This window comes from Thauera aminoaromatica S2 (genome assembly GCF_000310185.1).
Lineage (GTDB): Bacteria > Pseudomonadota > Gammaproteobacteria > Burkholderiales > Rhodocyclaceae > Thauera > Thauera aminoaromatica.
The window spans coordinates 1-25,654 of the sequence record NZ_AMXD01000016.1; the positions used below are offsets into that span (position 1 = coordinate 1).

A 25,654-nucleotide genomic window follows, 5' to 3' on the forward strand; every position below is an offset into this window, starting at 1 on the left:
GGCCGCCCCCTCGGCGGACGCCCACGACGCCAGCACGCGCGGCCTGATCGAGCGCTACCGCGCCCGCCCGCGCTGAGCGCCGCGGCGCGAGGTGCCTGCGGGGCGGCCTTTCTTGCGGGAGCGACGCGCGTCCTCGATCGCGATGGGCGAGGGCCATACGCGGCCACAGGATGCAAGCCTTCCCTCACCATCCCTTAGTCTCCCGCATGCTCGCCTTCCAGGACGACTACCCCGAGAAGCGCCCGAGAGGCAGCGAGCCGCCGCTGCGCTTCATCACCGCCGCGCTGTGGGGCGACGACCTCGACCCACGCCGCTCGGCCCGGTCCTCGAGATCCATGGGCGCTTCAAGGAGGTCAAGGGTCGCAAGGTGATCGTCGAGGCCAAGGCCGCGGCCGCTGGCGTGCTCGCCGCGCGCGGCGAAGTCGTCGCGGTGCGGATGCCCGGCAACTTCAAGGCCCGAAGGTTCGGACAAGCGCCGTCGCGAGCAGGGTGCGGGCGGGCGCAGGACGACACTAGGAGTCTGCGCGGCAGAAGCCAAGCGTCGGTGAGTTAAGTCCTCGCGGGCGTTTCGGGGCCGGTAGACTGTCGAGATGACGAGCTATCTGCCCTATTGCCCGCAGCAGCAGATGCTGCTGCCCCAGGCGCTGCAGGAGTGGCTACCCGAAGGCCACTTGGCGTACTTCATCAGCGACGCGGTCGACGGGTTGGATCTGAGCGCGTTCCACGCCCGGTATGCCGGTGGCGGACCGCGCAACCAGCCGTTTCATCCGGCCATGATGGTCAAGGTGCTGCTGTATGCGTACGCCACGGGCGTGTTCAGTTCGCGCAAGATCGCGCGCAAGCTGCACGAGGATGTGGCGTTCCGGGTCCTGGCGGCAGACAACTTCCCGGCCCACCGCACGCTGAGCGACTTTCGCGCGGTCCATTTGAAGGAGCTGAGCGAGTTGTTCGTGCAGGTGGTGCGACTGGCCCGCGAGATGGGGCTGGTCAAGCTCGGGACGGTGGCCATCGACGGCACCAAGGTCAAGGCAAACGCCAGCCGCCACAAGGCGATGAGTTACGGCCATATGGTGAAGGCGGAGGCCGAGTTGAAACGGCAGATCGAGGCGCTGCTCAATCGGGCCAAGGCCGCCGACGACGCCGAGCGGAACGAGCCCGAGTGGGATGTGCCGGCCGAGATCGCGCGGCGCGAGGCGCGGCTGACGGCGATTGCTGAAGCCCGGGCGCGGCTCGAGCAGCGCCAGCGCGAGGCCGATCAGGCGCGCGGGCGCAGCGACGATGACGAGCGTCGCCCGCGCGGCGGTGACGGCAAACCGAAGGGCGGGCGCTACAAGCGCGACTTTGGAGTGCCCGAGGACAAGGCGCAGGAGAACTTCACCGATCCGGACAGCCGCATCATGAAGCGCGCCGGCGGCGGTTTCGATCCGAGCTACAACGCCCAGACGGCGGTCGACGAGACCGCCCACATCATCGTGGCGGCCGAGCTGACCAACAACGCCAGCGACGCCGGGCAACTGGCGGGGGTACTGCAGGCCGTGCGCGACAACGTCGAACACCGACCGCGCCAGGCGCTGGCCGACACCGGCTACCGCTCGGAGCAAACGTTCCGGGAACTCGACGGGTGCGGGACCGAACTGGTGGTGGCGCTGGGCCGGGAAGGTAAGCGCCGACTCGGCTTCGATCGCGAACGCAATCCGCACACCGCGCAGATGGCCGACAAGCTCGAGAGCGAGGCGGGCAAGAGCGCCTACCGAAAACGGAAATGGATCGCCGAACCGCCCAACGGCTGGATCAAGAACGTGTTGGGATTCCGGCAGTTCAGCCTGCGGGGCCTGGAGCGCGTCAAAGCGGAGTGGAAGCTCGTCTGTATGGCGCTGAACCTGCGCAGGATGAGCACATTGAGGACGGCATGACGGGAAAAGGGGGCAAACCTGTCCCCGTTGCCGTCCGGCATGCGCGCCGCGCCGTCGCAAAGCAACTTGACCACGGCCTCAGTCTCGTGCCGCACCTCGCGGTTCGCCAATCATTCTGCTAGAAAACACGCTCTGGAGTTCTGCCGCGCAGACTCCTAGCCTGCCAGCGCTGCCAGAAGCGCCAGCCGAGCTGCCACGCTGGCGCAAGTGGGCACGCGGCGAGCCCGCCTCGACCGCCGGATCGCCGGCAACGACGCCGCTTCCGCCATCGCACGACGCTGGCACGATTCCTGTTAGTCATCTTGGGACGAGGCTCGCGCGGCCCGCACGATCCATGCGAGCGCAGCGGGCCCGTCGGACAATCCACCCCGGAATGCGGCACCGCCGTATCCGCCCCCCCGCCGACCCCAGGGAGTGTTCCATGCAGAACAAGCTGCTCGCCGACAAGTACCCGATCCACGTGCTCGAACTCGGCAAGAACGAAACCGATCACGTCCGCCTCGACGACCTGCTCGCGGCGATCGAGGCCAAGGCCGAGGCGGACCCCACCGTGCGCCTGATCGCGACCTTCGACCATCTGAGCCACACGAAGCTGATCGGCGGCGAGATTCGCCCCGACATCCTGGCGGCGAAGAATCTCATCTTCTGTTTCGGCGTGAAGCTGCTCGATCCCAACATGATGGCGGTCCGCCCGCGCTCGATCGGCTTTGCCGAGTTGCCCGACCGCTTCGTCATCAGCTTCCTCGAGGCGCCGATGCCCGAGGCCAACCGCAAGATGATCGAGTGGGTCACCGCCCTGCGCAAGGCCGCCTGACAACCGAATCCGCCCGCTGGAGCGGGCGCGCGCCGCCACGTACCTTCATCCCCTGCACAGCCCCGACTCCGGCCCGATCGGCTACCTGCTCGCCGACCTCGACGAGCAGGAGGCGGTGGTCATCGACCCGCCCCCGCGCCAGACCGAGCTCATCCTGGCCCTCCTCAGCGAGCGCAGCCTGTGCCTGTGCCATGTGCTGCGGCCCCATGTCCATCAGGCAGACATGGCCGATTGCAGTGCGCCGTGCGACTGCACCAGCGCTCAGCTGATGGTCGGCGCGGGCTGAGTCAGGTTTCGCCGAGCGCTTCCGCCTCGATCGGACGGCCTCCCGCGACGCGCGCGGCGAACTCGTCGGCGAGCCGCTCGCTTTCCGCGATCGCGCGCCGCCACACCACCGCGCGTCCTGCGTGGTCGGCGCCATAGGTCTTGAAGTCGCGCCGATCGGGCAGCTTGGCGTTGGGCAGGCGGGCGATCCACTCGGCGTCCGGCACCAGCAGCACCACGTTGTCCAGGCGCGCGGTAGCGCGATGGCGCGTGCGCAGCGACTTGTCCAGCCAACCCGGAACGACGCTGGGCTGGAAATGCGGGTAGAGCACGAGCCGGGGCGCCTCTGCACGGGTTTCGTCGCGCGGCCGCCGCCCCATCGTCGTCTCGCCGTCCTCTTGGCTACCCGCATTCCCGGCCATCCTGCCGGGACTGCGCTCGCCCGCGCGTTGCGCTGCCGCAAGGCTGTTCCCCTCCCCGCGCAGCACCGAGGCGTAATCCAGGTGCAGGTGGTAGTCGGTGATGCCGCCATCCCAGTACGCACCCGGCGGCGCGCCGGGAATATCGTGCACCGCCTGCAGCCAGAACGGGATCGAGCAACTCGCCACCAGCGCCTCGAAGGCGTTGTAGGGGCCCAGCGCACAAGTGCGCCCGGCGTAGTCGTCCATCGCGAAAGGCAAGGCATCGCGCGGATCGGAGAACACCACGCGCTCCAGCCAGTCGCCCATGCGCGCACGGCTGTGCAGGTTGGCGGCGTAGGCACCCGCGTAGCCCGCGAGCGTGCGCAGCCGTCCCTCGCGACGCAGCAAGGGATGCACACCGTGGCTGGTGAAGAGATGCAGGCGAAAGCGCGGGTGGCGCAGCAGCTCGCCGGTGCGCGCGCCCAGGTGGGTGGCGAGGCGTGCACGGAAGGCGCGACTGACCGCCGCCGCGCCGGGCTGACGGACGGGCCGGCCACCGGCACGCGCTTTCTCCACCGCATCGGCGTCGAGGTAACTCTCCTCGACGTAGTGGTGCGCCATTTCGGCGAGCGCTGCATCGGCATCGGCGAGGCATGCGCTGGCCATGCGCCAGGCGCCGATCGAGGCGCCGAGCAGGTGCACCGGCGCACCCGCGCCCGCCAGCCAATGGCCGAAGACGAAGCGATCGAGCGGATTGAGGATGAGGCCCTTGGGGCCGCCGGCCGCGCCGGGGATCGCAAGGACGTCGGCGGGCGCCAAGCCGCGCTCGCGCAACTGCGCACGCGCCGCCGGACCAGCCAGGATGCGCAGCGCCGGCTTCATCGCGCCGTCGCCTCCGCGCGGCCCCTCACGGCCTGATCGGCTCCCACCCCGGGTGGTCGTACTCGCGACCGTAGAAGTTCAGCGTCTCGGCGACCCGCAGCAGGCCGAGCCGCTTGGCTTGCAGGCGCGGCGCATCGCGCATGAGCCCGGCGCCATCGCTGATGTCGCCGAGCAGCCATTGCAGGTGGCGGCCGGGACGGCTGTGGAAGTCGCGCCCCTCGCTGATCATGGCGACCTGGCGCAGGATCTCGCCGGCGAGCGCGACCTGCGCAGCCTCGTCCATGGCCGGGTCGGACACGCGTGCGGCGACGGTCTCGCGCAGTTGCAGCATGCCGGCGCGCAGCTTCTCGTCGGCGGGGCGCGGCAACTCGTCGGCCGATGCCTGCAGCTTGGGTTGCGGGCGTGTGTCGTCGGCGGCGAGAACGGGAACAGGGGCGGCACACAGCGCCGCGATGGCGGCGCTCAGGAAGGCGAGGCGCATGCACGATCTCCGGTTGGATGCGAACGGTCGCCATCCTACCCGGGCGGCCCCTGAAAGCGCTTGAACTGAATCAAGCCGCCACCGAGTCCTGCACCACGACGACACGTTGCCCGGGCGCATCGGCGTACAGCGTGGGTGCCTGCGCGGGCTCGGCCACGTGCACCACCGTGCTCCAGTCCGCGTCGTCCGGCAGCAGCGTGCCGAGCCGGTTGGGCCAACGCAGGATCGCCGCCTCGTCGAGTACGTTGCCCGCCATCCGGGGGAACAGCGCGAAGTACAGCAGGTCGGCCTCGATCAGCTCGTTGAGGAAGTGGGTGCCGAGCGAGACGTCGGGCACCAGGTGCTCGTGCATGGCGACGATCTCGCACAGCGCGGCGACGTGATTGATCTCGGAGAACAGCACCGGGATGCCGAGAAAGGGGTCCTTCGAGCCCCAGCGCCCGGGGCCGAGCATCAGCACGCAACGTTCGTCGGCAAGCGCGTTGAGGCGGCCGAGCACGCGCGTCACCGCCAGGCGGCGGGCCTGGTCGAGCGCGGCGAAGGCAGCCGGGCGCACCAGCACGATGCGCTCGGGGCGAATCACCCGGCTCGGTCCGATCACTGCACCGCACGCTTCCACCAGGCGCGGCGCGTCGGCCGGCGGCTCCACGCCCTGCACGCCCTCGACGCTGCGCACCTGCATCGGCCGGCACTGCAGCAGGTTGATGCGGTAGCCGCCGTCGGGAACGAAATTGAGCGCGAACTCGATCTCCACCGGATGCGCGTAGGCCGCGTGCAGCGCGCGCAGCAGCGTGCGCAGGTCGGCGACGAAATCGGTGTGGGCGATCAGCCCGTCGAAGGTCAGAAAGGCCGGACGGTCCTCGGCCTCGCGCGTCGTGAACAGCGCGTGCGGAAAATCCGCATGGCCGCGCACCAGCTCGGCGAAGGGGCCCGAGACCACCTCGCCGCGCTCCAGGTCGAGGCTGTCCATGCGGCGCTGGGCATGGCGCGCGATCGCACCGAAGCTGGTCTCCGGGCGCAGCTCGGGCGCATCGAGCGCGATCAGGCGGGTGTAGTCGTCGTCGGCGCGATCCACCGCACGCGTGCCCAGACCGGCGACCAGGCGCACCACGCCCGCCTTCATGTCGATGCGCGGGTTCCACGGGTAGGGATTGACCGACAGCCCGACGCCGGCCGCGTGCGGGTTGAACCAGCGCCCGCCGGCGGTGCCCGAGACGCGCATGATCAGCAGCGCCATCTGCTCGTGCTCGTCGAGCAGGCCGCGGCGCTGGCGGTAGCGCAGCGCCGACTCCGACAGCGTGCTCGCATACACCTGGCGAACGGCGTCGAGCAGCGCGGCGAGGCGCTCCTCGCGCGTGCCGCGGTTGGCGCAGAACACGCTGTCGTACTGGCCGGCGAAGGCGTTGCCGTAGCGGTCCTCCAGGCGCGAACTGGAGCGCACGATGAAAGGCCACTCGCCAAAATAATCCAGCATGCCCTCGAACTGGCGCAGGGTGGATTCGGGGAAGCGGCCGCGCAGGATGCGTGCGCGGGCGCCCTCCTCTCCGTCGAGGCCCTGGAGGAAGCAGTCGGCCTCGCGCTGGCGGCGGCGCACCCACCACAGCCCGTTGATCACGAAGAAGGTATCGAAGACCTCGCTGCCGACATGGAAGGAGTCGTGCGCCTCGAGGCGGGCGTGCAGTGCAGGCGCGTCGCGGCGCACGATCGCGCGCGCGATCAGCATGCCCGCGGCCTTGCCGCCGATGGTGCCGATGCCGATCATGCGCGCGCGCACCGCGAGCAGGTCGTCGAGGTTCAGGTAGCGCGCGATCAGCTCCTGCAGGCCAGCCTCGTCGGGAAACAGCAGGCCCGCCAGGCGGGCGAAGGCGGCGGCCTCGCCGGCCAGCTCGGGCGCCCCGGCCGCGCGCAGGGCGGCGAAGGTTCGCGCCTGATCGAAGAGGCGCTGCCAGTGGCTGCGGATCTGTTCGTCCTCCAGCCCCTGCCAGCCCGAGCCCGCGAGGATCTCGGCCACCGTGCCGCTGTCGGCGACCGCGCGGAAGCGATCGCCCGGCTCCCAGGCGTGGATCAGGTTCATCGCCGCGGCCGAGCGGTGCTGCACCTTGATCGGCCGGATGTAGAGCCGATCGCGGCAGCGGAACACGTCGAGCAGGTACTGCGTCGTCTCGGTGATCATGTCCATGCCCGCGCGCGCATGTCGATGGCGCAGCACGCCGAAGTAGGTCACCGTGTCGAGGTCGAAGAGCCGCGGGCAGGTGAGGCGAAAGAAGTTGCCGAGCATGCGGTCGGACAGCCAGGCGTCGGCGAGGTCCGAAAGGCAGTCGAAGACATACATGGTCTCGCGACCGGCGGCCTCGATCACCGAATGCACCTGATCGACGAAGGCGTCGAAGCCGTCCTCGGGACGCGGGGTGAACAGCTCGGCGCCGCTGTCCCCGGCGAGCAGCGGAGGATGCGCGGCGAAACGGAAATAGATCAGCCGCCGTCCCTGCGCCTGCGCCGCGGCCGCATAGGGCAGCACCAGCGCGCGGTAGTCGTCCAGCGCCTGCACCTGCCAGACGATGTTGTCGCCGCGCGCCACGCCACGCAGCATGGCGTCGAGGTCGGGCAGGCCGGTGGTCGGGGCGAAGGTGGCGGGGAGCGTGGGAGCGGACTTGGCGGGAGACGTGGGAAGATCGGACGGGATGGGTCCGGCCGACGTCGGAACGGCAGAATTCATCAGGAGCTCCTCGGACAAGGCCTGCGAGCGCGATTATGCGCGCAAGCCCCGCGGGAACTTTCCCGCAGCTTGGCATTCTTCTTGCCTTGCAAACCGTCGAACGATCGTGCTGCGGCATCATCGGCCGGCGGCCGCGCGCCCTCGTGCCGGGAATCCGCCCCTTCCCGCCTCGCCTTCGAGTTCCGCAAGAGCCTAGACCGGCACCCGACGCATCACTCCCGACTCCTCACGCCCGAAATGTCCCGACAGCCCCTCGCCCGCATCCTGCTCCTCGCCCTGCCCGCCGTCCTGCTGCTCGCCTGTTCGTCGGAGCCGCCCGATACCCACCCGGACAAGCCGGTCACCCAGCGCCGCGACGCCTTCAAGGCCATGCTGCGCAGCACCGAGCCCATGAACACCATGCTCAAGGACCGGCGTTTCGACGCCGACCAGTTCGCCAGCCTCGCCGAGCAGCTCGCCGCGAAGCGCGACGCGCCGTGGAAGCACTTCGGCCCCGGCAGCAATTACCCCCCCACCAAGGCCCGCCCGGCCGTCTGGGAAAAGCCCGCCGAGTTCGAGCGCCGTCGCAGCGAGTTCATCACCGCCACCGACCGCCTCCTCGCCGCCGCTGCGGCGCGCTCGGAGGAACAGGCGCGCACCGCCCTCGCAGCCGTTCAGGACAGCTGCAAGGCCTGCCACAACGACTTCAGGCGCTGAGGCGGCAAGACTGCAGGCGCGATTGCGGAACCCGCGGTCCCACCGCGCGTCGTCGCATCTCCTGCGCCCGATCGCGACTCGCGTCGCTCCCACGGTGCGCTTCCGGAGACGCCGCGGTCTCGCGCAAGTGCGATTCCAGCGTACGAGATCCCGCCGGGCGTTCCCGAACCTCATGCGCTCCGATCGCGACTCGCGTCGCTTCCGTCCTTGGCCCTGCCGCCGACACTCAGCAAGCGGGTTGGTAGCGGCGGCCTTGCCAGCTTTCCCTCCGCGCCAGCTCTGCACTCAGCCGCGGGGCGAGCTCGGAGAGGCGGATGTTCCACTGCGGCGCCAGCTTCAACGCCGGGGGAACCTCGCTGCCCAGGCGCTGGAGCAGGATCGTGGGCGCAAGCCGCTCGACGAAGTCGGCCAGCAGCGCGATGTACTCGTCCTCGGCGAGCAAGGGTACGCTCGCGGGATCGCGCTCCCAGTCGCGTGCCATCGCGGTGCCCCTTACCAGCTGCAGCTGATGCAGCTTGAGCGCCGCCACCGGGAGCGCGGACAGGCGGCGCGCGGCTTCCAGCATGCCGGCGCGCGTCTCGCCGGGCAGGCCGAGGATCAGGTGGGCGGTCACCCCCAGGCCGCGCGCCGCGGCACGCCGGATCGCCTCCTCGCTGCAGGCGAAATCGTGGCCGCGGTTGATCCGGCGCAGGACTTCGTCGTCGCAGGACTCCACGCCGATCTCGAGCTCCACGATGTGCTCGCGCGCGAGCTCGGCCAGGTAGTCGAGTACTACGTCGGGCAGGCAGTCCGGCCGCGTGCCGATCGCGAGCCCGCAGATGCGCGGGTGCGCGAGCGCGGCCTCGTAGCTCTCGCGCAGGCGCGCGAACTCGCCGTAGGTGTTGCTGTAGGTCTGGAAGTAGGCGATGAAGCGCGCGGTGCCGGGATAGCGCCGGTCGAGGAAGCGCAGCCCGGCGTCGATCTGCTCGCCGATCGGGTCGCGGCGATCCAGGTAGCCGGGGGTGAAGCCAGCGTTGTTGCAGAAGGTGCAGCCGCCGCTGCCCAGGGTGCCGTCGCGGTTCGGGCAGGTGAAGCCGGCCGCCACCGAGACCTTCTGCACCCGCCCACCCCAGCGCCGCTTCACGTGGTCGTTCCAGGCGTTGTAGCGGCGCTCGCCGAAGGGCGAAACCGCGTGCGGCTCATCGACCGGATCCAGCACCGGAGAGTGAACGCAGGGAGAGACGAGTGCGGGAACCGGGTTCATGCGGGGAGCGAAAGTGGATGGACGGTGAAAGCGGCGCAGCCGGATGCCGCTGGCGAAGTTGCCGAGGCGCGAGTGTGCCGCCGATCGCCCGCGCAGCCCTTGACCGTGCGCAAACGCAGGCCGCTGGAGAAATCGCCCCGCGGAGCAGAATGGCTTGCGCGGAAGTGCCGCGCTTCGGAAGCCCTGCAGGAGCGGCAGCCCCGTTCATGCCATGCCGTGGTCGTCCTCGCCGATCAGCACGAGGCCGTCGGAGAGCCACTTGTGCGGCGGGATCTCGAGGTTGGTGGGGGCCGGCTGGCTGAGATAGACGCGGCCGGCGAGGTCGAAGATCGAGCCGTGGCAGGGGCACAGGAAGCCGCCGGGCCAGTCGGCGGTCATGCCCTCGGTGGTGCCGATGGCGAACTTCTCGGACGGCGAGCAGCCCAGGTGCGTGCAGATGCCGATCACAACGAGGTATTCCGGCTTGATCGAGCGCTGCCGGTTGGTGGCGTACTCGGGCTGCTGCGGTTCGCCCGAGACAGGGTCAGCGAGGCGGGCCTTATTGTGCTCGAGCGTGGCGAGCATCTCGGGCGTGCGGCGCAGGATCCACACCGGCTTGCCACGCCACTCCACGGTCACCATGTCGCCGACTGCAAGTTTGGAGACGTCGGCCTCGACCGGCGCGCCGGCGGCCCGGGCGGGCGGCGGAAAAAAGGGCGAAGCGGCCGGGGGGCACTCCATCGGAACTGCGCTGCCAGGGGCAAGACCGTCGAGGGGGGACGATCATGCAGCGATCACGACGCGGCCTGCTTCGCTCTGGGCTCTACAAAGCAATCGGCGTACCAGCTCCAGAAAAGGCCGGTCTGTCGGGCATAGTTGTCGTATTTGGGCGCCTTGATACTGCCAAAGGCTGCCGCCCCCTCGATGGTACTGCCACAGCTGACAGCAACCCGGCACCTCCGCGACCAAGTGCCGCGATCCGGTGCTGCTTCCCGCGCCCCCCCACTCAGCGCGCCGCCCCCCCACCCTCCTCATCCCCGCCGCGCATCGCCTGGCCCTCGAGCAGGCCGAGTGACTTCAGCCGCCGATACAGCGTGCGCTCGCTGATCCCCAGCCGGCGAGCCAGCTCGCGCCGACTGCCACGATGCGCGCGCACGGCGCGCAACATGGCCTGGCGCTGCACCTCCTCGAGATCCAGCGGATCGCGCACCGGGATCGCTGCGGCCAACGGACCTCCACTGGCAAATCGTGACTCGGCGCTCTCGCTCTCGGGATGCAGCACCTCCTCGGGCAGATGCTCGAGCCCGATCAGCTCGCCGTCGCACATCAGACTGGCACGCTCGAGCACGTTGCGCAGCTCACGCACGTTCCCCGGGAAGGCGTAGTTGCTCAGCACGCGCAGCGCGGCCGGACTCGGCGACAGCTTGCGCTTCGGCGCGACACGTTCGAGCAGGGAGTCGATCAGCAGCGGCAGGTCGCCCTCACGCTCGCGCAGCGGCGGTACGGTGATCGGGAAAGTGTTGATGCGGAAGTACAGGTCCTGACGGAAGCCGCCCTCCGCGATCATGCGCTTGAGCGGACGGTGGGTGGCCGAGACCAGGCGGATGTCGGCACGACGCAGCTCGGTGGAGCCGACGCGGCGGTAGGTGCCGGTCTCGAGCAGGCGCAGCAGCTTGACCTGCATGGCGAGCGGAATGTCGCCGACCTCGTCGAGGAAGAGGGTGCCGCCGCTGGCCGCCTCGACCAGCCCGGGCTTGCGCGCCGTGGCGCCGGTGAAGGCGCCGCGCTCGTGACCGAAGACCTCGCTCTCGAACAGGGTCTCGGGCAGGCCAGAGCAGTCCACCACCACGAAGGGCCCCTCGGCGCGCCGGCTCGCCTCGTGCACCGCGCTCGCGAGCAGCTCCTTGCCGGTGCCGGATTCGCCCTGCAGCAACACGCTCGCGTCCGAGGGCGCGACCCGCGCGATGAGCTCGAGCATGTGCTGGAAGGCCGGCGAACGTCCGATCAGGCCGCGATGGTCGGACACCCCGCGGGCGACGTGCAGCGGCTCCATCTTCTCGATGAACCAGGCGATCTCTCCGCCGGCGTCGCGCACCGGAGAGAGCTCGATGTCGACGTACTCCTCGCCGCGCGGCGTGTGGTGAAGGTGCAGCACGCGCTCGCGCTGGCCGGACTGCAGGCTGCGCGCGAGCGGGCAGGATTCGCCGGCACGGTCGCAGGGCACGCTGTAGTGGTGCGACACGTCGTAGCAGGTGCGCCCGATCACGCTGCGCGCCTCCGGCCACGAGCGCCGGTAGGCGGCGTTGGCGGCGAGGATGCGGTAGTCGCGATCGCACAGGATGTGCGGTTCGGGGAAGGTCTCGAGGAAGGAGACCAGCTCGGGCAGCGGGCGGGGGTCGGGCGGCATGTCCTGTCAGATCTGGCGGAAGGTCTGCCAGCAGTCTGCGTCCCCGGGAGCGGCGCCGTCAATCGCCTCCCCTTGAGCCGGGCCTGGGCAGCGCGAGCGGGCGGCGCGACTGCGGCAGGCGTGCTTCGGCAACGTGCGCCGCGTCAGCGGGAACCGCAGGCTGCGAGGCGCGATCCGGGCGCTGTGGCGGTACGGGCTGCGGTAGACTCGGCCCCCGACCGGCGTCCTGCACGCCGCTCCGTGACCGGAGGCCTGCGTCGCACGCCTCCCCCGCTCGATTCCACCGGAGACCCCGATGAGCCTGCTGGCCCAACTCAAGAAAGACTCCCTGCTCGCGCGCAAGGCTGCCGACAGCGTGCGCGCCACCCTGCTGTCCACCCTGATCGCCGAGGCCGAGATGGTCGGCAAGAACGCCGGCAACCGCGAGAGCACCGACGACGAGGTGCAGCAGACGATCCGCAAGTTCCTCAAGAACAACCAGGAAGCCGCGGCCGTGATCAGGGACAGCGGCCGCCTGGCCGTGCTCGAGCGCGAGTGCGCGGTGCTGACGGCCTACCTGCCGCCGATGGCCACCGAGGCCGAGGTGAAGGCCTTCATCGCCGACGCGGTCGCCAGCCTGGCCGAGCGCTCGCCCAAGCAGATGGGCGCGGTGATGGCTGCGCTGAAGGCCAAATACGGCAGCGGCTTCGACGCCAAGCAGGCGAACGCCTGGGTCAAGGAAGCCCTGGCCGCTTGAGGCCCGTCGGCAGGCCCGGCCGGCCGCTGCGGCTTCCATGCGGCGAGCCGGGCACCATGTAAGAAAGGCCGCCCGGCAATGCCGGGCGGCCTTTTCTGTTGCGTGGAGAAGCGACCGCCTCTCCGCGCGCTGCGATCACTTCTTGGTCGCGGCGCTCACGGCCTTGACGGTGGCTTCGGTCGCGGCGGCCATGTTGGCTTCGGCGACTTCGGCGGCTTGGCGGGCGGCCTTGCTGGCGTTGTCGTACAGGCTGTTGGCGGTGTTCATCGCCGAGCGGACGGCCTCGAACACGCCTTCCGAACCGGCGGGCGCCTGCTTGGCGGCCTGCTCGAGCATGTCGTGGAAGCGCTTGTTGAGGTCGGCGATCTGCTTCTCGAACAGGTTCGACACTTCCTGCTGACCCTCGGTGGCGATCTCCTGAACGCTACGGGCGTAGGCGACGGCCTTGTCGAGCATCGGCTTGGTCAGTTCGCCCTGGAGCTTGGCGAGCTGCTGCGGGTCCTTGGCTTCGGCCAGCTTGCGGGTGGTGGCGACGCTGTCCTCGAGCACCGAACGCACGGTGTTGAGGTTGAGTTCGGCCAAGCGCTCGGCACGGGCGATGGCGCTGTTGGCGAGCGACATCATGGCTTCGAGGTTGGCTTGGCCGACGGCGGCGAACTGCTCGGGGGTCTGGATCTTGGTCATGGCTGGCTTCCTTGGTGAGTTGCAGTGGAGTCGATGATGCGAAAGAAACTCGCGGTCCATGCGGCCTTGTTGCCCGAAACCATTCCGGCTTCGTTTTGCTGCACCGCACAATGGAGCCGATTATAGCGTTGGGAATTCCACCGTCAACACTTTTTTGTTGCACCGCAACATTTCGCTGTGCCACCCGTTAGCCAAGTGGTGGAAATCCCGCTCGCAATCGCATTCGCCGCGATCCTCCTGATCCTCTTCCATCGAGGTTTCAGGCGCATGAAAGAGGCAGCGCAGCGCCCTCGCCCGCCTGCTCACGCCGCCTTCTTCTTGCCCGGCGTCGCGGGATCCTCCGGGTCGATGCCCCAGTCGCCATAGGTGTACCAGTCGTCGCCGAGCAGCTCGATCGGGTGCTGGGTGCGTCCCGAGCCGTTGCCGCAGCCGAGCGCATCGACCGGACAATATTTGTCACACCCCCAACAGATGCGCTCCGGGTTCTTCGGATGAAGGGGAAATTTCTTCGCCATGACCACACTCTCCAATACGCTGCCCGGGTTCCGGGCGCGCTCGACTGCCCGCGCGGGCACCCGGCAGGCGGCCGGGTGCGCCACCTCCCCGCTCAGGCCTTGCGCTCGCCCTTGAGCATCACCAGCAACATCTTGAACTGCGCGCGCGGCGCCACCGCATGCGGCGCGCCGGCGGGGATCAGCAACGTTTCGCCCTCGCCGAGCCGATGAATGTCGGCGTCGACGCGCACTTCCGCTTCGCCCTCCACACCGATCAGCAGCGCATCGAAGGGCGCGGTGTGCTCGCTGAGGCCCTCTCCCTTGTCGAAGGCGAACAGCGTGACGCTGCCGGCGGCATTCTTCACCAGCATGCGGCTCACGATCGCCTGGTGCTGGAAGTCGAGCATCGACTTGAGCTTCTCGACGCGGGTTTCGCCGCTCGCGGCATTCGTGCGATCCGTCATTTCGGGTTCCTCCCTTCTGTCAGGCATTCCATTGCAATCCTACTCCTGCGCGCGCGGGTCGATCCGCCGGCGTCCGCTAAGCCCCGCGCTCGCCGGCGAAGAGCGCCGCCACCACGTCCGACTGGGTGATCATGCCGACCAGCCTGCCGTCCTCGTCGGCCACCGGCAGGTGATGCAGGCCGCCGTCCGAGAAGGCCCCCACCAGGTCGGCGAGCGATTGCCCGGGGCGGGCGCTGTGCACGCGCCCGCTCATGATCTCGGCGACCACGCGGGCGGTGCGCATGCGCGGCACCGGCTGCGGCTCGGGGTTGTGGCGGTCGATGAAGAAGTCCGGCACCGATACGATGCCGACCAGCCGGCCGCCCTCCTCCACCACCGGCAAGGCCTTGATGCGGTGGTGCGCGAGCAGCGCCCAGGCCTCGCCCACCGGGGCCTGCGGACCCACGCTCACCACGTCGCGCGACATGATGTCGGCGCAGCGCAGCGCGCCCCAGGTGCGCCGGCGCGCGTTCATCTGCGCGCGCACCATGATCTCCTCGAGGTCGTCGCGATCGACGTCGAGCACCTCGCCGAAAGAGGCCAGCGCCGCGTCGAGGTCCTCCGCACGAAAGCCGACGCGCTTGCTCGGCAGCGGATCGGCCGTGCCGTGCGCCTGCGCACGCGCGGGCGCAAGGTGCGGATAGCGCCGTCCCACGAGGTTGTTGAACAGGAAGGCGACCACCAGCATCGCCAGCGTATTGACGAGCACGGGCATCAGCGCGAAGGCGTAGCCGAGTTCATGCACCATCGGACCACCCAGCACCGCCGTCAGCGCCACCGCTCCGCCCGGCGGATGCAGGCAGCGCAGCAGGAACATCGCCCCCACCGCCAGGCAGCCGGCGAGCGCGACGGCCATCCCGGTCTCGCCCAGCCAGCGATAGCAGCCTACCCCGATCAGCGCCGACACCAGGTTGCCGACGAGGCTTGGCCAGGGCTGCGCGAGCGGACTCGCCGGGACACAGAACAGCAGCACCGCCGACGCCCCCATCGGGAGGATGAACCACGGTTCCTGCCCGCCCAGCGCGAGGAAGCCGATCCACTCGGTGCAACCCAACCCTACCGCCACCCCCAGCGTCCCCAGTGCCATCTCGCGCCGCCCCGCGGACAAGGCGGCAGGCAGGGAGAACAGTCGGGCGAGGGACATCGGCAGGCTCCAGCGGCGAGGCGCAACGAGGGGTGCCCACCGGTCGGTCAGGCAGGCAGGCGGCAGACTCCCGTCTGCACTGTCCGGCAAGCACGGCACCGTGCGGGTGGGCGCTCGCCCTTGCGGCATCGACACGCATCCGCACGAGCCGGTCATTACATCAAAAAATGATATTTTAAACCGTATCCCGGATTCGGCGAGGACTCGCGGCATTACAAAATGTATGGGTGCGAGGGTGCGGGAGTCAGCGGGAACGGATGGAGGATGGGCGGCGGGTGCGCAACGGAGGGCGCGCGACCATTCGATCATCCACGACAAAAAGGCCCGGTACGCGGTCCGGGCCTTTCGTTTCGCCGAGAAATCGGCGCATTCGGTGGTGGGTGCTGACGGGGTCGAACCGCCGACATTCGCCTTGTAAGGGCGACGCTCTACCGACTGAGCTAAGCACCCGCGCTTTCCCCGGCGCGGATGCCGGAGCAGCAAAGTCCGCTAGTTTACAGAATCCTTGAGCCCTTTGCCAGCGCGGAATTTCGGCACCTTGGCCGCCTTGATCTTGATGTTCTTGCCGGTGCGCGGGTTGCGCCCGGTGCGCGCGGCGCGCTCGCCCACGTAGAAGGAGCCGAAGCCCACCAGGGTGACCGTTTCGTCCTGACGGAGGGCCTCGGTCACCGCGGCAACGGTCGCGTCCAGCGCGCGCGCCGCATCCGCCTTGGTCATGCCAGCCTTCTCCGCAATGCTTGCAACCAGTTCCTGTTTATTCACTTGACCCCCTCCGGTTTTGTACTGCAATGGGTGGAACCGTGGCTTTGGAATGATCGGAGCGCACCACGGGTTGCGACATGACCTGCGGAACTCGCGATTTTATAGCGCGCGCGATTCAGCACTGTCAACGCGGCAGGAAGTGCCGCCGTGGGACATTCGACGAGACTTCCGGCGCGTGCGGTGCAGCATGGCCGGAGCCTGCATCTCCACCAGACCACCTACTGCGGCTCAGCCGCAGCGGGCAGGCGCTCTTGGATGAAGCGGTCGTACCCCTCCAACACCAGCTCGCGCGTCTTCATCACGTCGGCCTCGACCGCGCCCTTGAAGACGCCCAAGCCTTCGAGGATCTCGCGCGCCTCGCCGAAGCCGCTCTCGAAACCGCCACGGATCACGTCAATGAAGTCGCGCAGCACGGTCTCGGGGGCATCGTCCTGGCGCCGCGCGGCATAGGCCTCGAAGAACGCGGTCGACATCGACACGATGCGCCCGGCGGTGGCTTCGGCCGAACGATCCTGGTCCATGGAGTTCTGGATGGCCTGCGGACCCAGCGTGGGTGCAAGCGCCTCGTTGATGCCCTCGATTGCCGAGCGCAACAACAGCGCTTGTGATTGATCTCCCGAGCGGATCGACACCTGTATCGAAGCCTGCAGGATGCCGATATGGAGATCCTTGCGCAACTCGGACTCGGTGGTTGGCGCCTGACGCTGCAGGCGCGACGCCGCCGCACTGTTCTGGCGCGCGGCATCCGCCGCCTGGACGGACGCACCCGCGGGGACGGAAGCACTCATCAGGACGGTATTCATGGCGGACTCCTTTGGCGTTGTTCTCTCACTTCCAGTCTAGACAGCGGCCCGGCATCGCGCTGCGCCAAGACCGCTCAAACGTCGCGAGTCCGCAGCCGCCCGGGATGATCATCGCCCCGACGGCGAGCGTGAGCGCGCGCGGACTCATGCCGGCACCCCCCGTCCGCACGGGCGCCGCAGCACCCGCAGGACCAGGATCGCCGCCAGCGCGACGACGAGGAAGAACAGCCATTTCGGCATGATGTCCCACCACCTGTCGAAGAGCTTGGTGTATCGGAAGAGCATTAAGAACACGATTCCGGTGTTGACCATGTCGTTCCACGCGCGGCGCGCGCCGAACCAGATCGCCAGGGCGCTGGTGACGAAGCCCGTGAGGCGCCGGTGCGGGGCTTGCACCGATCAGGATCGCCACCTGCACCGTCTCGGGAAAGAAGCCCCGGAACAGGCGGGAGAGGAAGAACACGCTCGCCAACATCGCGAGCGCACCGAGAAAGGACGCCACCCGCATGCCGAGCGAGACATGGCGAACGCACTGCCTCGTCGGCCGGTCTCGATGACGTGGGCGAATTCGGCGCCACGCTGCCCGGCAAGGCGTGTGCGGACGACTCCGGTACCGGACTGCCCGCCGCGCTGCGCGACCGCGCCGCTTCAGGCGTGCAGCCGAGCCGCCCAGCGCGCGACGATCTCCGCCAGCGCCGGCAGCCCCTCGCGGATCGCCACCGGCCCCGGCGCCAGGATCAGCGCGGATTTCACCTCGTGCAGCTCGTCGTCGCGCACGGCCGGAACGTCCTCCCACCCCGCACGTGCAGCCACACGCTCGGGGCGGAAGCGCTTGCCGCACCACGAGCCCACAACGATATCCGGCGCCGCCCGCGCCGCCTCCAGCGGATCGGCGAGGATGCGCTGCGCCGCGCCCGGATGGCGCGCGCGCTCGGCAAAGATGTCCTCACCGCCGGCGATCCCGATCAGCTCCGACACCCAGCCCACCGCGCTGATCGGCGGCTCGTCCCACTCCTCGAAATACACCCGCGGCCGCCGCGGCAGCGCCGCCGCCCGCGCGCGTACCGCGTCCATCGTCGCCTCGAGCTCGGCCACCAGGGTCAGCGCACGCGCCTCCGCCCCAACCAGCCGGCCCACCGTCTCGACCATCGCCAGGATGCCGTCGACGCTGCGCTGGTTGAACACATGCACCGCCACCCCGGCCTTGATCAGGTCACGCGCCACGTCCGCCTGCATGTCGGAGAACCCCAGCACCAGGTCCGGCGCGACCGCGAGGATCTTCTCCAGGTCGCCGCTGGAGAAGGCGAACACCTTCGGCTTCTCCTTGCGCGCACGCGGCGGGATGACTGTGTAGCCGCTGATGCCGGCGATACGGTCCTCCTCGCCCAGGGCATAGAGGACTTCGACGGTCTCGGTGGTCAGGCAGACGATGCGGGAGGGGAGGCGGCGTGGGTTCATGGCGGGATTATCGCGCATCCCCTCGGGCACGCGTGCTCAGCCCCGGTCTGCTCCTCGCCCATTCGCCGCGCGTACGGCCTGCATGCTGGGAGCGACCCGCTTCGCGATCCCCACGTGCAGAAACCGGTGCGATCCGGAATCGTCAGCTTTGGCGACCGATTGCGAACGGCCTTTCGGCTACCTGGAGGACGCTCGACTTGAAACGGCGGCCTAGCTTCAGGCGTTATCTTTAACACTTCACTTGTTTTCTTTAAAACAGACCACTATCCTCGAAGTACCGATCACCACCAAGCGAGGAGCCCGCCATGAGCGCCATCGCCGAGCGCGAAGTGAACGCATCGGAAGACCGCGGTGCGCTGGCCAGGATGGTCATGACCCTGCTCGATCACTGGAATCTGAGCACCGAGGACCAGGCCGCGCTGCTCGGCATCGCCGCCAGCAACCGGGCGGCGCTGTCGAACTACCGCAGCGGCAAGCCGATCGGCACCAGCCGCGACCAGTACGACCGGGTGGGGCACCTGCTCGGCATCCACAAGAGTCTGCGCCTGCTCTTTCCGCACAACCGCGACCTGGCCTATCGCTGGATGAGCACCCGCAACAAGGCCTTCGACAACCTGAGCCCGGTCGAGGTGGTGAAGGAATGGGGCTTTGCCGGGCTGCTGATGGTGCGGGGCTACCTCGACCACGCTCGTGGCCTGTGAGCCGGGCGCACGATGAATTCGCCGTTCGCGCAGGTCTCGCTGGCCGACGTCCATCAGGACGTGGCGCGCAATATCGTGTCGCTGCGCCAGTCGCGGGATCTGTTCGACGACCTGACGGACGATCCGGCCGCGTGGCTGCTGGCGCAGAAGGTGGAGGCGGAGGTCAGGCCGCCGTCGTATCGGTCGCACACGCCGATCATCGACCGCCCCTTCGAGGATGCGGCCTGGTTCAACGCCATCCTGTGGCCGTTCAAGCACTGGCAGGCGAGCCGGTTCTCCGACGGATCCTTCGGCGTGTGGTACGGCTCGGACTCGGTCGAGACCACGGTCTTCGAGTCGGCTTACCACTGGTATCGGGGCCTGCTGTGCGATGCCGGGTTTGAACGCGAGCCGGTGATCGCCGAGCGCAAGGTCTATCGGGTGGCCTGCAGCGCCGCACTGCTGGATTTTCGCAAGGCGACCGCCGAGCACAGCGACCTGCTTCACCCGTCGGATTACACCTTCCCGCAGGCGGTGGGCGCGCGGATTCATCGCGAAGGCCACCCGGGCCTGCTCATCCAGTCGGTCCGCCGACGCGGGGGCGAGAACGTGGCGATCTTCAACCCGGGCGTGCTTTCCAACCCGAGGCACCACTGCCAGCTCACCTACCGCCTCGAGGGCGCGCGGATCGTGGTGGAAAAGCACCCGGGGGAGACCTGGATCAGCGCGGCGGTCGCCGAATTGGGCTGATCGCGCAGCAGCCTCCGCTGCCCGGGGCACCGGCGCCCCCAAAAGCAAAACCCCCCGCCATCGCTGACGAGGGGTTTCTCCACCAGGACGGCCTCTCAGCCGCCCCGGCGCTCGAGCCGCTTACCGAATCAGACTTCCACCGTATCCGCGACCGAGCGGAATTCCTCGATCTGGTCGAAGTTCATGTAGCGGTAGATGTCGGCGGCCTTCTTGTTCACCACCTCCACCTGCGCCATGTACTCGGCAACGCTCGGGATCTTGCCCATCAGCGCGCACACCGCGGCCAGCTCGGCCGAGCCCAGATAGACGCGGGTGTCGATGCCGAGGCGGTTGGGGAAGTTGCGCGTCGAGGTCGACATCGCGGTGCTGCCCTTGCGGATCTGCGCCTGGTTGCCCATGCACAGCGAGCAGCCCGGCATCTCCATGCGGGCGCCGGACTTGCCGAGCACGCCGTAGTAGCCTTCCTCGTTGAGGATCATCGCGTCCATCTTGGTGGGCGGGGCGATCCACAGGCGGGTCGGGATGTCGGACTTGCCGTCGAGCACCTTGCCGGCGGCGCGGAAGTGGCCGATGTTGGTCATGCACGAGCCGATGAAGACCTCGTCGATCTTGTCGCCGGCGACTTCGGACAGCAGCTTGACGTCGTCCGGGTCGTTCGGGCAGGCGACGATCGGCTCCTTGATGTCGGCGAGGTCGATCTCGATCACGGCGGCGTAGTCGGCGTCGGCGTCGCCCGACAGCAGCGTGCCGTTGGCGATCCAGTCTTCCATGGCCTTGATGCGGCGCTTGAGGGTGCGGGCGTCCTGGTAGCCGTTGGCGATCATCCACTTCATCAGCGTGATGTTCGAGTTCATGTACTCGACGATCGGCGCCTTGTTGAGGTGGACCGTGCAGCCGGCGGCGGAGCGCTCGGCCGAGGCGTCGGTGAGCTCGAAGGCCTGTTCGACCTTGAGATCCGGCAGGCCTTCGATCTCGAGGATGCGGCCGGAGAAGATGTTCTTCTTGCCCTTCTTCTCGACGGTCAGCAGGCCTTGGCGGATGGCGTACAGCGGGATGGCGTTGACCAGGTCGCGCAGGGTGACGCCCGGCTGCATCTTGCCCTTGAAGCGCACCAGCACCGATTCCGGCATGTCGAGCGGCATCACGCCGGTGGCTGCGGCGAAGGCGACCAGGCCGGAGCCGGCCGGGAAGGAGATGCCGATCGGGAAGCGGGTGTGGCTGTCGCCGCCGGTGCCGACGGTGTCGGGCAGCAGCAGGCGGTTGAGCCAGGAGTGGATCACGCCGTCGCCCGGGCGCAGCGCGACGCCGCCGCGGGTGCTGATGAAGCTCGGCAGCTCGCGGTGCATCTTGACGTCGACCAGCTTCGGATAGGCGGCGGTGTGGCAGAAGGACTGCATCACCAGGTCGGCGGAGAAGCCGAGGCAGGCGAGGTCCTTGAGCTCGTCGCGGGTCATCGGGCCGGTGGTGTCCTGGCTGCCGACGGTGGTCATCTTGGGTTCGCAGTAGGTACCCGGGCGGATGCCCTGGCCTTCCGGCATGCCGCAGGCGCGGCCGACCATCTTCTGCGCCAGGCTGAAGCCCTTGCCGGTATCGGCGGGGGCCTGCGGCAGGCGGAACAGCGTCGAGGGCGGCAGGCCGAGGGCCTCGCGCGCCTTGGTGGTGAGGCCGCGGCCGATGATCAGCGGAATGCGGCCACCGGCGCGCACTTCGTCGAGGATGACCAGGGTCTTGAGCTGCGATTCGGAGATCACGGCGCCGTTCTTGAGCGCGGTGACCTTGCCGGAAGCGTGGTCGACCTTGAGCTCGATCTCGTCGCCCATGTCCATCTGGCCGGCGTCGATCTCGATCGGCAGCGCGCCGGCATCTTCCATGGTGTTGAAGAAGATCGGGGCGATCTTGGAGCCGAGGCACACGCCGCCGAAACGCTTGTTCGGGACGAAGGGGATGTCCTCGCCGGTGAACCACAGCACCGAGTTGGTGGCGGACTTGCGCGAGGAACCGGTGCCGACCACGTCACCGACGTAGGCGACCAGGTTGCCCTTGGCACGCAGCTCTTCGAGGAACTTGACCGGGCCGCGCACGCCCGCTTCTTCCGGGGTGATGCCCGGACGCGGGTTCTTGAGCATGGCCAGCGCGTGCAGCGGGATGTCGGGGCGCGACCAGGCGTCGGGTGCGGGCGACAGGTCGTCGGTGTTGGTCTCGCCGGTGACCTTGAAGACGGTGAGCTTTTGCGAGGCGGGGACTTCCGGGCGGCTGGTGAACCACTCGGCGTCGGCCCACGACTGCATCACGGCTTTGGCGTTGGCGTTGCCCTTCTCGGCCAGCTCCTTGACGTCGTGGAAGTAGTCGAACATCAGCAGGGTCTTCTTGAGACCCTCGGCGGCGACCGCGCCCACTTCGGCGTCGGCCAGCAGATCGATCATCGGCTTGATGTTGAAGCCGCCCAGCATGGTGCCGAGCAGCTCGGTGGCCTTGGCGCGCGACACCAGGGCACAGGCTTCCTCGCCCTTGGCGACCCTGGCCAGGAACTCGGCCTTGACCTTGGCGGCGTCATCCACGCCGGCGGGGACGCGGTAGGTGAGCAGCTCGACGAGGAAGGCCTCCTCGCCGGCGGGGGGGTTCTTGAGCAACTCGACGAGTTCGGTGGCCTGCTGCTTGGAGAGCGGCAGCGGCGGGATGCCGAGGGCGGCACGTTCGGCGACATGGGCACGGTAGGCTTCAAGCACGGCGACTTCCTCACTATGTGACGGTGATCGGGACTCCGGACGGGTCGGCCCCACCGGAACGGGCGAGATTATATGTCTTTTATAAGACTTGCGGTGCAGTGCAACACCATGGCTCGTCGCCCGACATTCGAGCCGGAAGATTCTACGCCTTCGTCACGCTGCGGGGGATATCCCCGCGCGCGGCATGCGTTCGCTGACCGGCAGGGTCTTGCGGACGATCCCGCAGAGGGTGTGCCGTAGAGCGATGCAAGTCGCGATTGCAGCGTCTGCACCCCGCCGTCGCCCGTCGCCACCACGCCATCGCGACTCGCGTCGCTCCCACGGGAACGCACGACTTGCGCCTGCAGGAACTTCCCCGCCGCGCAGCGATCGTTTGTATTGGTCCCAACAGGAAAAGGAGATCCACGATGTCTGCCACCCCGTTCGATACGCTCCGCCCCCTGCCCGCGTCCGCCGCCCGCCTCTCCTATCACTCGCTGCCGGCGCTCGAAGAGGCCGGCGTGGGCCGCATCTCGCGGCTGCCGGTGTCGATCCGCATCGTGCTCGAGGCCGTGCTGCGCCACTGCGACGGCCACAAGGTGACCGCCGAGCACGTGCGCGAACTCGCCAACTGGGAGGCCGACGCGCCACGCACCGCCGAGATCCCCTTCGTGGTCGCGCGCGTGGTGCTGCAGGACTTCACCGGCGTGCCGCTGCTCGCCGACCTCGCCGCGATGCGCAGCGTGGCCGTGGCGCAGGGCCGCGAGGCCAAGCTCATCGAGCCGCTCGTGCCGGTCGATCTGGTGGTCGACCACTCGGTGCAGATCGACCACTACGGCACGCCCAACGCGCTGCGCCGCAACATGGAGATCGAGTTCGAGCGCAACCACGAGCGCTACCAGTTCATGAAGTGGGGCATGCAGGCCTTCGACAGCTTCCGCGTGGTGCCGCCGGGCATCGGCATCGTGCACCAGGTCAACCTCGAACACCTTTTCCGCGGCGTGCGCACGCGCGATGGCCTGTGCTTCCCCGACACCCTGGTGGGCACCGACTCGCACACCACCATGATCAACGGCATCGGCGTGGTGGGCTGGGGCGTGGGCGGCATCGAGGCCGAAGCGGCGATGCTCGGCCAGCCGGTGTACTTCCTCACCCCCGACGTGATCGGCGTGGAGCTGCGCGGCAGCCTGCCCGGCGGCACCACCGCCACCGACCTGGTCCTCGCCGTCACCGAGATGCTGCGGCGCGAGAAGGTGGTAGGCAAGTTCGTCGAGTTCTTCGGCGAGGGCACCGCCAGCCTGTCGGTCACCGATCGCGCCACCCTCGCCAACATGGCGCCGGAGTATGGCGCCACCATGGGCTTCTTCCCGGTGGACGCGAAGACCATCGACTACATGCGCGCCACCGGCCGCGAAGAGGCCGAATGCGCGCTGATGGAAGGCTACTTCCGCGCGCAAGGCCTGTTCGGCGTGCCGCGCGCGGGCGAGATCGACTACACGCGCAGCCTGATGCTGGACCTCGCCACGATCGAGCCCGCGCTCGCCGGCCCCAAGCGCCCGCAGGACCGCATCGCCCTGCCCGCCATGCGCCACGAGTTCGAGCGCCTGTTCTCCGCGCCAGTGTCCGAGAACGGCTTCGGCCGCGAGGCCGCCCGGCTCGACGACCGCTTCGCCACCGGACGAGAGGATGTGGACCTCGGCCACGGCGACGTGCTGATCGCCGCCATCACCTCGTGCACCAACACCAGCAACCCGGCGGTGATGATCGCCGCCGGCCTGCTCGCGCAGAAGGCGGCCGCGCGCGGGCTGCGCGTGAAGCCACACATCAAGACCTCGCTCGCGCCGGGCTCGCGGGTGGTCACCGACTACCTCGGCAAGGCCGGCCTGCTCGAGCCGCTCGCCACGCTCGGCTTCGCGCTCGCCGGCTACGGTTGCACCACCTGCATCGGCAACGCCGGCGATCTCGCCCCCGACTTCAACGCGGCGATCGTCGAGCACGACCTCGTGGTGGCCGCCGTGCTGTCGGGCAACCGCAATTTCGAAGCCCGCATCCACCCCAACATCCGCGCCAACTACCTCGCCTCGCCGCCGCTGGTGGTGGCCTTCGCGCTCTCCGGGCGGGTCAACATCGACCTCGACACCGAGCCGCTCGGCACCGGCAGCGACGGTCGGCCGGTGTATCTGCGCGAGCTCTGGCCGAGCTCGGACGAGATCGCCGCCGCACTACCCTTCGCCACCGATCCGGCCAGCTACCGCCGGCTCTACGCCGACTTCACGCGCGACCACGACCTGTGGAACGCGATCCCCGCGCCCACCGGCCAGACCTACGACTGGCCGCCCTCCACCTACATCGCCTGCCCGCCCTTCTTCGCGGGCTTCGGCATGACGCCCCCGCCGGCGAGCGACATTCACGACGCACGCGCACTGCTGCTGCTCGGCGACTCGGTGACCACCGACCACATCTCGCCCGCAGGTTCCTTCCGCGAGACCAGCCCGGCCGGGCGCTGGCTGCGTGGGCAGGGTGTGGAGAAGACGGACTTCAACTCCTACGGCTCGCGTCGCGGCAACCACGACGTGATGGTGCGCGGCACCTTCGCCAACGTGCGCGTGAAGAACCTGATGCTGCCGCCCAACCCCGACGGCAGCCGCGTCGAAGGCGGCTACACCCTGCTCGACGGCGAGCAGACCACGGTGTTCGAGGCGGCGAGCGCATGGATCGCGCGCGGCGTGCCGACCATCGTGTTCGCGGGCGAGGAATACGGCACCGGCTCGTCGCGCGACTGGGCTGCCAAGGGCACCGCGCTGCTCGGGGTGAAGGCGGTGGTGGCGAGGAGCTTCGAGCGCATCCACCGCTCCAACCTGGTCGGCATGGGCGTGCTGCCGCTGCAGTTCATCGGCGAGGACAGCTGGCAGGCGCTGGGGCTGGATGGGAGCGAGAAGTTCACGCTGGAAGGCATTGCCGCCGGTCTGGCGCCGCAGCGGACGCTCACGCTGCAGATCGAGCGCGCCGACGGCTCGAGGCAGTCCGTGCCCCTGCTGTGCCGTGTCGACACCCCGATCGAGGTCGAGTACTACCGCCACGGCGGCATCCTGCCCTACGTGCTGCGCGCGATCCTCGGCGGAAGCTGAGCCGCGCGGCC

At 69.0% G+C, this 25,654-nt stretch carries 24 protein-coding genes and 1 tRNA gene; 8 read left to right on the forward strand and 17 right to left on the reverse strand.

What is annotated here, in order from left to right; all coding sequences use genetic code 11:
- Nucleotides 1-226: 226 nt before the first annotated feature.
- Nucleotides 227-472 (reverse strand): hypothetical protein, encoded by a 246-nt coding sequence (locus C665_RS04460; RefSeq protein ID WP_004301214.1) that lies wholly within the window; start codon nt 470-472, stop codon nt 227-229.
- A 118-nt stretch (nt 473-590) separates the two neighbouring features.
- Between C665_RS04460 and C665_RS04465 the strand changes: the two genes are divergently transcribed.
- From C665_RS04465 to C665_RS20945, 3 genes are all read left to right on the forward strand, one after another.
- On the forward strand, nt 591-1,913 hold the full coding sequence (locus C665_RS04465) for an IS1182 family transposase (protein ID WP_004301215.1): 1,323 nt from the start codon (nt 591-593) through the stop codon (nt 1,911-1,913).
- A 421-nt stretch (nt 1,914-2,334) separates the two neighbouring features.
- Complete coding sequence (locus C665_RS04470) at nt 2,335-2,727, forward strand: DUF6858 family protein (protein ID WP_004301217.1); 393 nt, start codon at nt 2,335-2,337, stop codon at nt 2,725-2,727.
- Between the two features lie 115 nt (nt 2,728-2,842).
- Nucleotides 2,843-3,013, forward strand: coding sequence for a hypothetical protein (locus C665_RS20945; RefSeq protein WP_187282999.1), 171 nt, complete (start codon nt 2,843-2,845; stop codon nt 3,011-3,013).
- A gap of 1 nt (nt 3,014) precedes the next feature.
- On the opposite strand, the gene C665_RS04480 is transcribed toward C665_RS20945, so the two are convergent.
- From C665_RS04480 to C665_RS04490, 3 genes are all read right to left on the reverse strand, one after another.
- A complete protein-coding gene (locus C665_RS04480; RefSeq protein WP_004301220.1) occupies nt 3,015-4,274 on the reverse strand; it encodes a patatin-like phospholipase family protein in 1,260 nt (419 codons plus the stop codon).
- Nucleotides 4,275-4,299: 25 nt separating this feature from the next.
- Nucleotides 4,300-4,755 carry a hypothetical protein gene (locus C665_RS04485; RefSeq protein ID WP_004301221.1) on the reverse strand — a complete coding sequence of 152 codons (456 nt, stop codon included), beginning with the start codon at nt 4,753-4,755 and terminating at the stop codon, nt 4,300-4,302.
- 70 nt (nt 4,756-4,825) lie between these two features.
- Nucleotides 4,826-7,471, reverse strand: a complete 2,646-nt coding sequence (locus C665_RS04490) for a PEP/pyruvate-binding domain-containing protein (RefSeq protein WP_004301223.1) — start codon at nt 7,469-7,471, stop codon at nt 4,826-4,828.
- Between the two features lie 237 nt (nt 7,472-7,708).
- Between C665_RS04490 and C665_RS04495 the strand changes: the two genes are divergently transcribed.
- The gene (locus tag C665_RS04495) at nt 7,709-8,167 is read left to right on the forward strand and encodes a c-type cytochrome (protein WP_004301224.1); all 459 of its coding nucleotides are present in this window, start codon (nt 7,709-7,711) and stop codon (nt 8,165-8,167) included.
- A gap of 226 nt (nt 8,168-8,393) precedes the next feature.
- Here C665_RS04495 and mnmL read toward each other — a convergent pair whose 3' ends face one another.
- The 3 genes from mnmL to C665_RS04510 form a co-directional block, all read right to left on the reverse strand.
- A complete protein-coding gene (mnmL, locus tag C665_RS04500) occupies nt 8,394-9,410 on the reverse strand; it encodes a tRNA modification radical SAM protein MnmL/YtqA (protein ID WP_012585314.1) in 1,017 nt (338 codons plus the stop codon).
- Nucleotides 9,411-9,614: 204 nt separating this feature from the next.
- Nucleotides 9,615-10,130 carry a ubiquinol-cytochrome c reductase iron-sulfur subunit gene (gene petA, locus C665_RS04505; protein WP_004301228.1) on the reverse strand — a complete coding sequence of 172 codons (516 nt, stop codon included), beginning with the start codon at nt 10,128-10,130 and terminating at the stop codon, nt 9,615-9,617.
- A 265-nt stretch (nt 10,131-10,395) separates the two neighbouring features.
- Nucleotides 10,396-11,796, reverse strand: a complete 1,401-nt coding sequence (locus tag C665_RS04510) for a sigma-54 interaction domain-containing protein (protein ID WP_004301230.1) — start codon at nt 11,794-11,796, stop codon at nt 10,396-10,398.
- Between the two features lie 295 nt (nt 11,797-12,091).
- Here C665_RS04510 and C665_RS04515 point away from each other — a divergent pair, with 295 nt between their 5' ends.
- A complete protein-coding gene (locus C665_RS04515; protein WP_004301232.1) occupies nt 12,092-12,532 on the forward strand; it encodes a GatB/YqeY domain-containing protein in 441 nt (146 codons plus the stop codon).
- Nucleotides 12,533-12,667: 135 nt separating this feature from the next.
- Here the strand turns inward: C665_RS04515 and C665_RS04520 are convergent, their stop codons facing one another.
- The 9 genes from C665_RS04520 to C665_RS04560 form a co-directional block, all read right to left on the reverse strand.
- Entirely contained in the window at nt 12,668-13,216 is a 549-nt protein-coding gene (locus C665_RS04520) for a phasin family protein (protein ID WP_004301234.1), read from the reverse strand.
- A gap of 302 nt (nt 13,217-13,518) precedes the next feature.
- Complete coding sequence (locus C665_RS04525) at nt 13,519-13,731, reverse strand: DUF3079 domain-containing protein (RefSeq protein WP_004301235.1); 213 nt, start codon at nt 13,729-13,731, stop codon at nt 13,519-13,521.
- Nucleotides 13,732-13,823: 92 nt separating this feature from the next.
- Nucleotides 13,824-14,174 carry a cupin domain-containing protein gene (locus C665_RS04530; protein ID WP_004301237.1) on the reverse strand — a complete coding sequence of 117 codons (351 nt, stop codon included), beginning with the start codon at nt 14,172-14,174 and terminating at the stop codon, nt 13,824-13,826.
- Between the two features lie 76 nt (nt 14,175-14,250).
- Entirely contained in the window at nt 14,251-15,357 is a 1,107-nt protein-coding gene (locus C665_RS04535) for an HPP family protein (protein ID WP_004301239.1), read from the reverse strand.
- Between the two features lie 374 nt (nt 15,358-15,731).
- Nucleotides 15,732-15,807: transfer RNA gene (locus tag C665_RS04540), tRNA-Val, on the reverse strand.
- Between the two features lie 39 nt (nt 15,808-15,846).
- Nucleotides 15,847-16,119: an HU family DNA-binding protein gene (locus tag C665_RS04545; protein ID WP_004301241.1), complete on the reverse strand. Its 273-nt coding sequence runs from the start codon at nt 16,117-16,119 to the stop codon at nt 15,847-15,849.
- Between the two features lie 218 nt (nt 16,120-16,337).
- Entirely contained in the window at nt 16,338-16,922 is a 585-nt protein-coding gene (locus tag C665_RS04550; protein WP_004301243.1) for a DUF5610 domain-containing protein, read from the reverse strand.
- 144 nt (nt 16,923-17,066) lie between these two features.
- The gene (locus C665_RS04555; RefSeq protein WP_004301244.1) at nt 17,067-17,318 is read right to left on the reverse strand and encodes a hypothetical protein; all 252 of its coding nucleotides are present in this window, start codon (nt 17,316-17,318) and stop codon (nt 17,067-17,069) included.
- A gap of 252 nt (nt 17,319-17,570) precedes the next feature.
- On the reverse strand, nt 17,571-18,380 hold the full coding sequence (locus C665_RS04560; RefSeq protein ID WP_004301246.1) for an ABC transporter substrate-binding protein: 810 nt from the start codon (nt 18,378-18,380) through the stop codon (nt 17,571-17,573).
- Nucleotides 18,381-18,685: 305 nt separating this feature from the next.
- Here C665_RS04560 and C665_RS04565 point away from each other — a divergent pair, with 305 nt between their 5' ends.
- Nucleotides 18,686-19,081: an MbcA/ParS/Xre antitoxin family protein gene (locus tag C665_RS04565; protein WP_004301248.1), complete on the forward strand. Its 396-nt coding sequence runs from the start codon at nt 18,686-18,688 to the stop codon at nt 19,079-19,081.
- 12 nt (nt 19,082-19,093) lie between these two features.
- Nucleotides 19,094-19,810 (forward strand): RES family NAD+ phosphorylase, encoded by a 717-nt coding sequence (locus C665_RS04570; RefSeq protein WP_004301250.1) that lies wholly within the window; start codon nt 19,094-19,096, stop codon nt 19,808-19,810.
- Nucleotides 19,811-19,938: 128 nt separating this feature from the next.
- Here the strand turns inward: C665_RS04570 and acnB are convergent, their stop codons facing one another.
- Nucleotides 19,939-22,536, reverse strand: a complete 2,598-nt coding sequence (gene acnB, locus C665_RS04575) for a bifunctional aconitate hydratase 2/2-methylisocitrate dehydratase (RefSeq protein ID WP_004301251.1) — start codon at nt 22,534-22,536, stop codon at nt 19,939-19,941.
- Between the two features lie 407 nt (nt 22,537-22,943).
- On the opposite strand from acnB, the gene acnA reads away from it, so the two are divergent.
- Nucleotides 22,944-25,643 carry an aconitate hydratase AcnA gene (gene acnA, locus C665_RS04580; RefSeq protein ID WP_004301253.1) on the forward strand — a complete coding sequence of 900 codons (2,700 nt, stop codon included), beginning with the start codon at nt 22,944-22,946 and terminating at the stop codon, nt 25,641-25,643.
- Nucleotides 25,644-25,654 lie beyond the last annotated feature (11 nt).

Coding starts and splice junctions, on each gene's coding strand:
- C665_RS04465 (WP_004301215.1), top strand. CDS start 591: ATGACGAGCTATCTGCCCTATTGCCCGCAGCAGCAGATGCTGCTGCCC.
- C665_RS04470 (WP_004301217.1), top strand. CDS start 2,335: ATGCAGAACAAGCTGCTCGCCGACAAGTACCCGATCCACGTGCTCGAA.
- C665_RS04480 (WP_004301220.1), bottom strand. CDS start 4,274: ATGAAGCCGGCGCTGCGCATCCTGGCTGGTCCGGCGGCGCGTGCGCAG.
- C665_RS04485 (WP_004301221.1), bottom strand. CDS start 4,755: ATGCGCCTCGCCTTCCTGAGCGCCGCCATCGCGGCGCTGTGTGCCGCC.
- C665_RS04490 (WP_004301223.1), bottom strand. CDS start 7,471: ATGAATTCTGCCGTTCCGACGTCGGCCGGACCCATCCCGTCCGATCTT.
- C665_RS04495 (WP_004301224.1), top strand. CDS start 7,709: ATGTCCCGACAGCCCCTCGCCCGCATCCTGCTCCTCGCCCTGCCCGCC.
- mnmL (WP_012585314.1), bottom strand. CDS start 9,410: ATGAACCCGGTTCCCGCACTCGTCTCTCCCTGCGTTCACTCTCCGGTG.
- petA (WP_004301228.1), bottom strand. CDS start 10,130: ATGGAGTGCCCCCCGGCCGCTTCGCCCTTTTTTCCGCCGCCCGCCCGG.
- C665_RS04510 (WP_004301230.1), bottom strand. CDS start 11,796: ATGCCGCCCGACCCCCGCCCGCTGCCCGAGCTGGTCTCCTTCCTCGAG.
- C665_RS04515 (WP_004301232.1), top strand. CDS start 12,092: ATGAGCCTGCTGGCCCAACTCAAGAAAGACTCCCTGCTCGCGCGCAAG.
- C665_RS04520 (WP_004301234.1), bottom strand. CDS start 13,216: ATGACCAAGATCCAGACCCCCGAGCAGTTCGCCGCCGTCGGCCAAGCC.
- C665_RS04525 (WP_004301235.1), bottom strand. CDS start 13,731: ATGGCGAAGAAATTTCCCCTTCATCCGAAGAACCCGGAGCGCATCTGT.
- C665_RS04530 (WP_004301237.1), bottom strand. CDS start 14,174: ATGACGGATCGCACGAATGCCGCGAGCGGCGAAACCCGCGTCGAGAAG.
- C665_RS04535 (WP_004301239.1), bottom strand. CDS start 15,357: ATGTCCCTCGCCCGACTGTTCTCCCTGCCTGCCGCCTTGTCCGCGGGG.
- C665_RS04550 (WP_004301243.1), bottom strand. CDS start 16,922: ATGAATACCGTCCTGATGAGTGCTTCCGTCCCCGCGGGTGCGTCCGTC.
- C665_RS04560 (WP_004301246.1), bottom strand. CDS start 18,380: ATGAACCCACGCCGCCTCCCCTCCCGCATCGTCTGCCTGACCACCGAG.
- C665_RS04565 (WP_004301248.1), top strand. CDS start 18,686: ATGAGCGCCATCGCCGAGCGCGAAGTGAACGCATCGGAAGACCGCGGT.
- C665_RS04570 (WP_004301250.1), top strand. CDS start 19,094: ATGAATTCGCCGTTCGCGCAGGTCTCGCTGGCCGACGTCCATCAGGAC.
- acnA (WP_004301253.1), top strand. CDS start 22,944: ATGTCTGCCACCCCGTTCGATACGCTCCGCCCCCTGCCCGCGTCCGCC.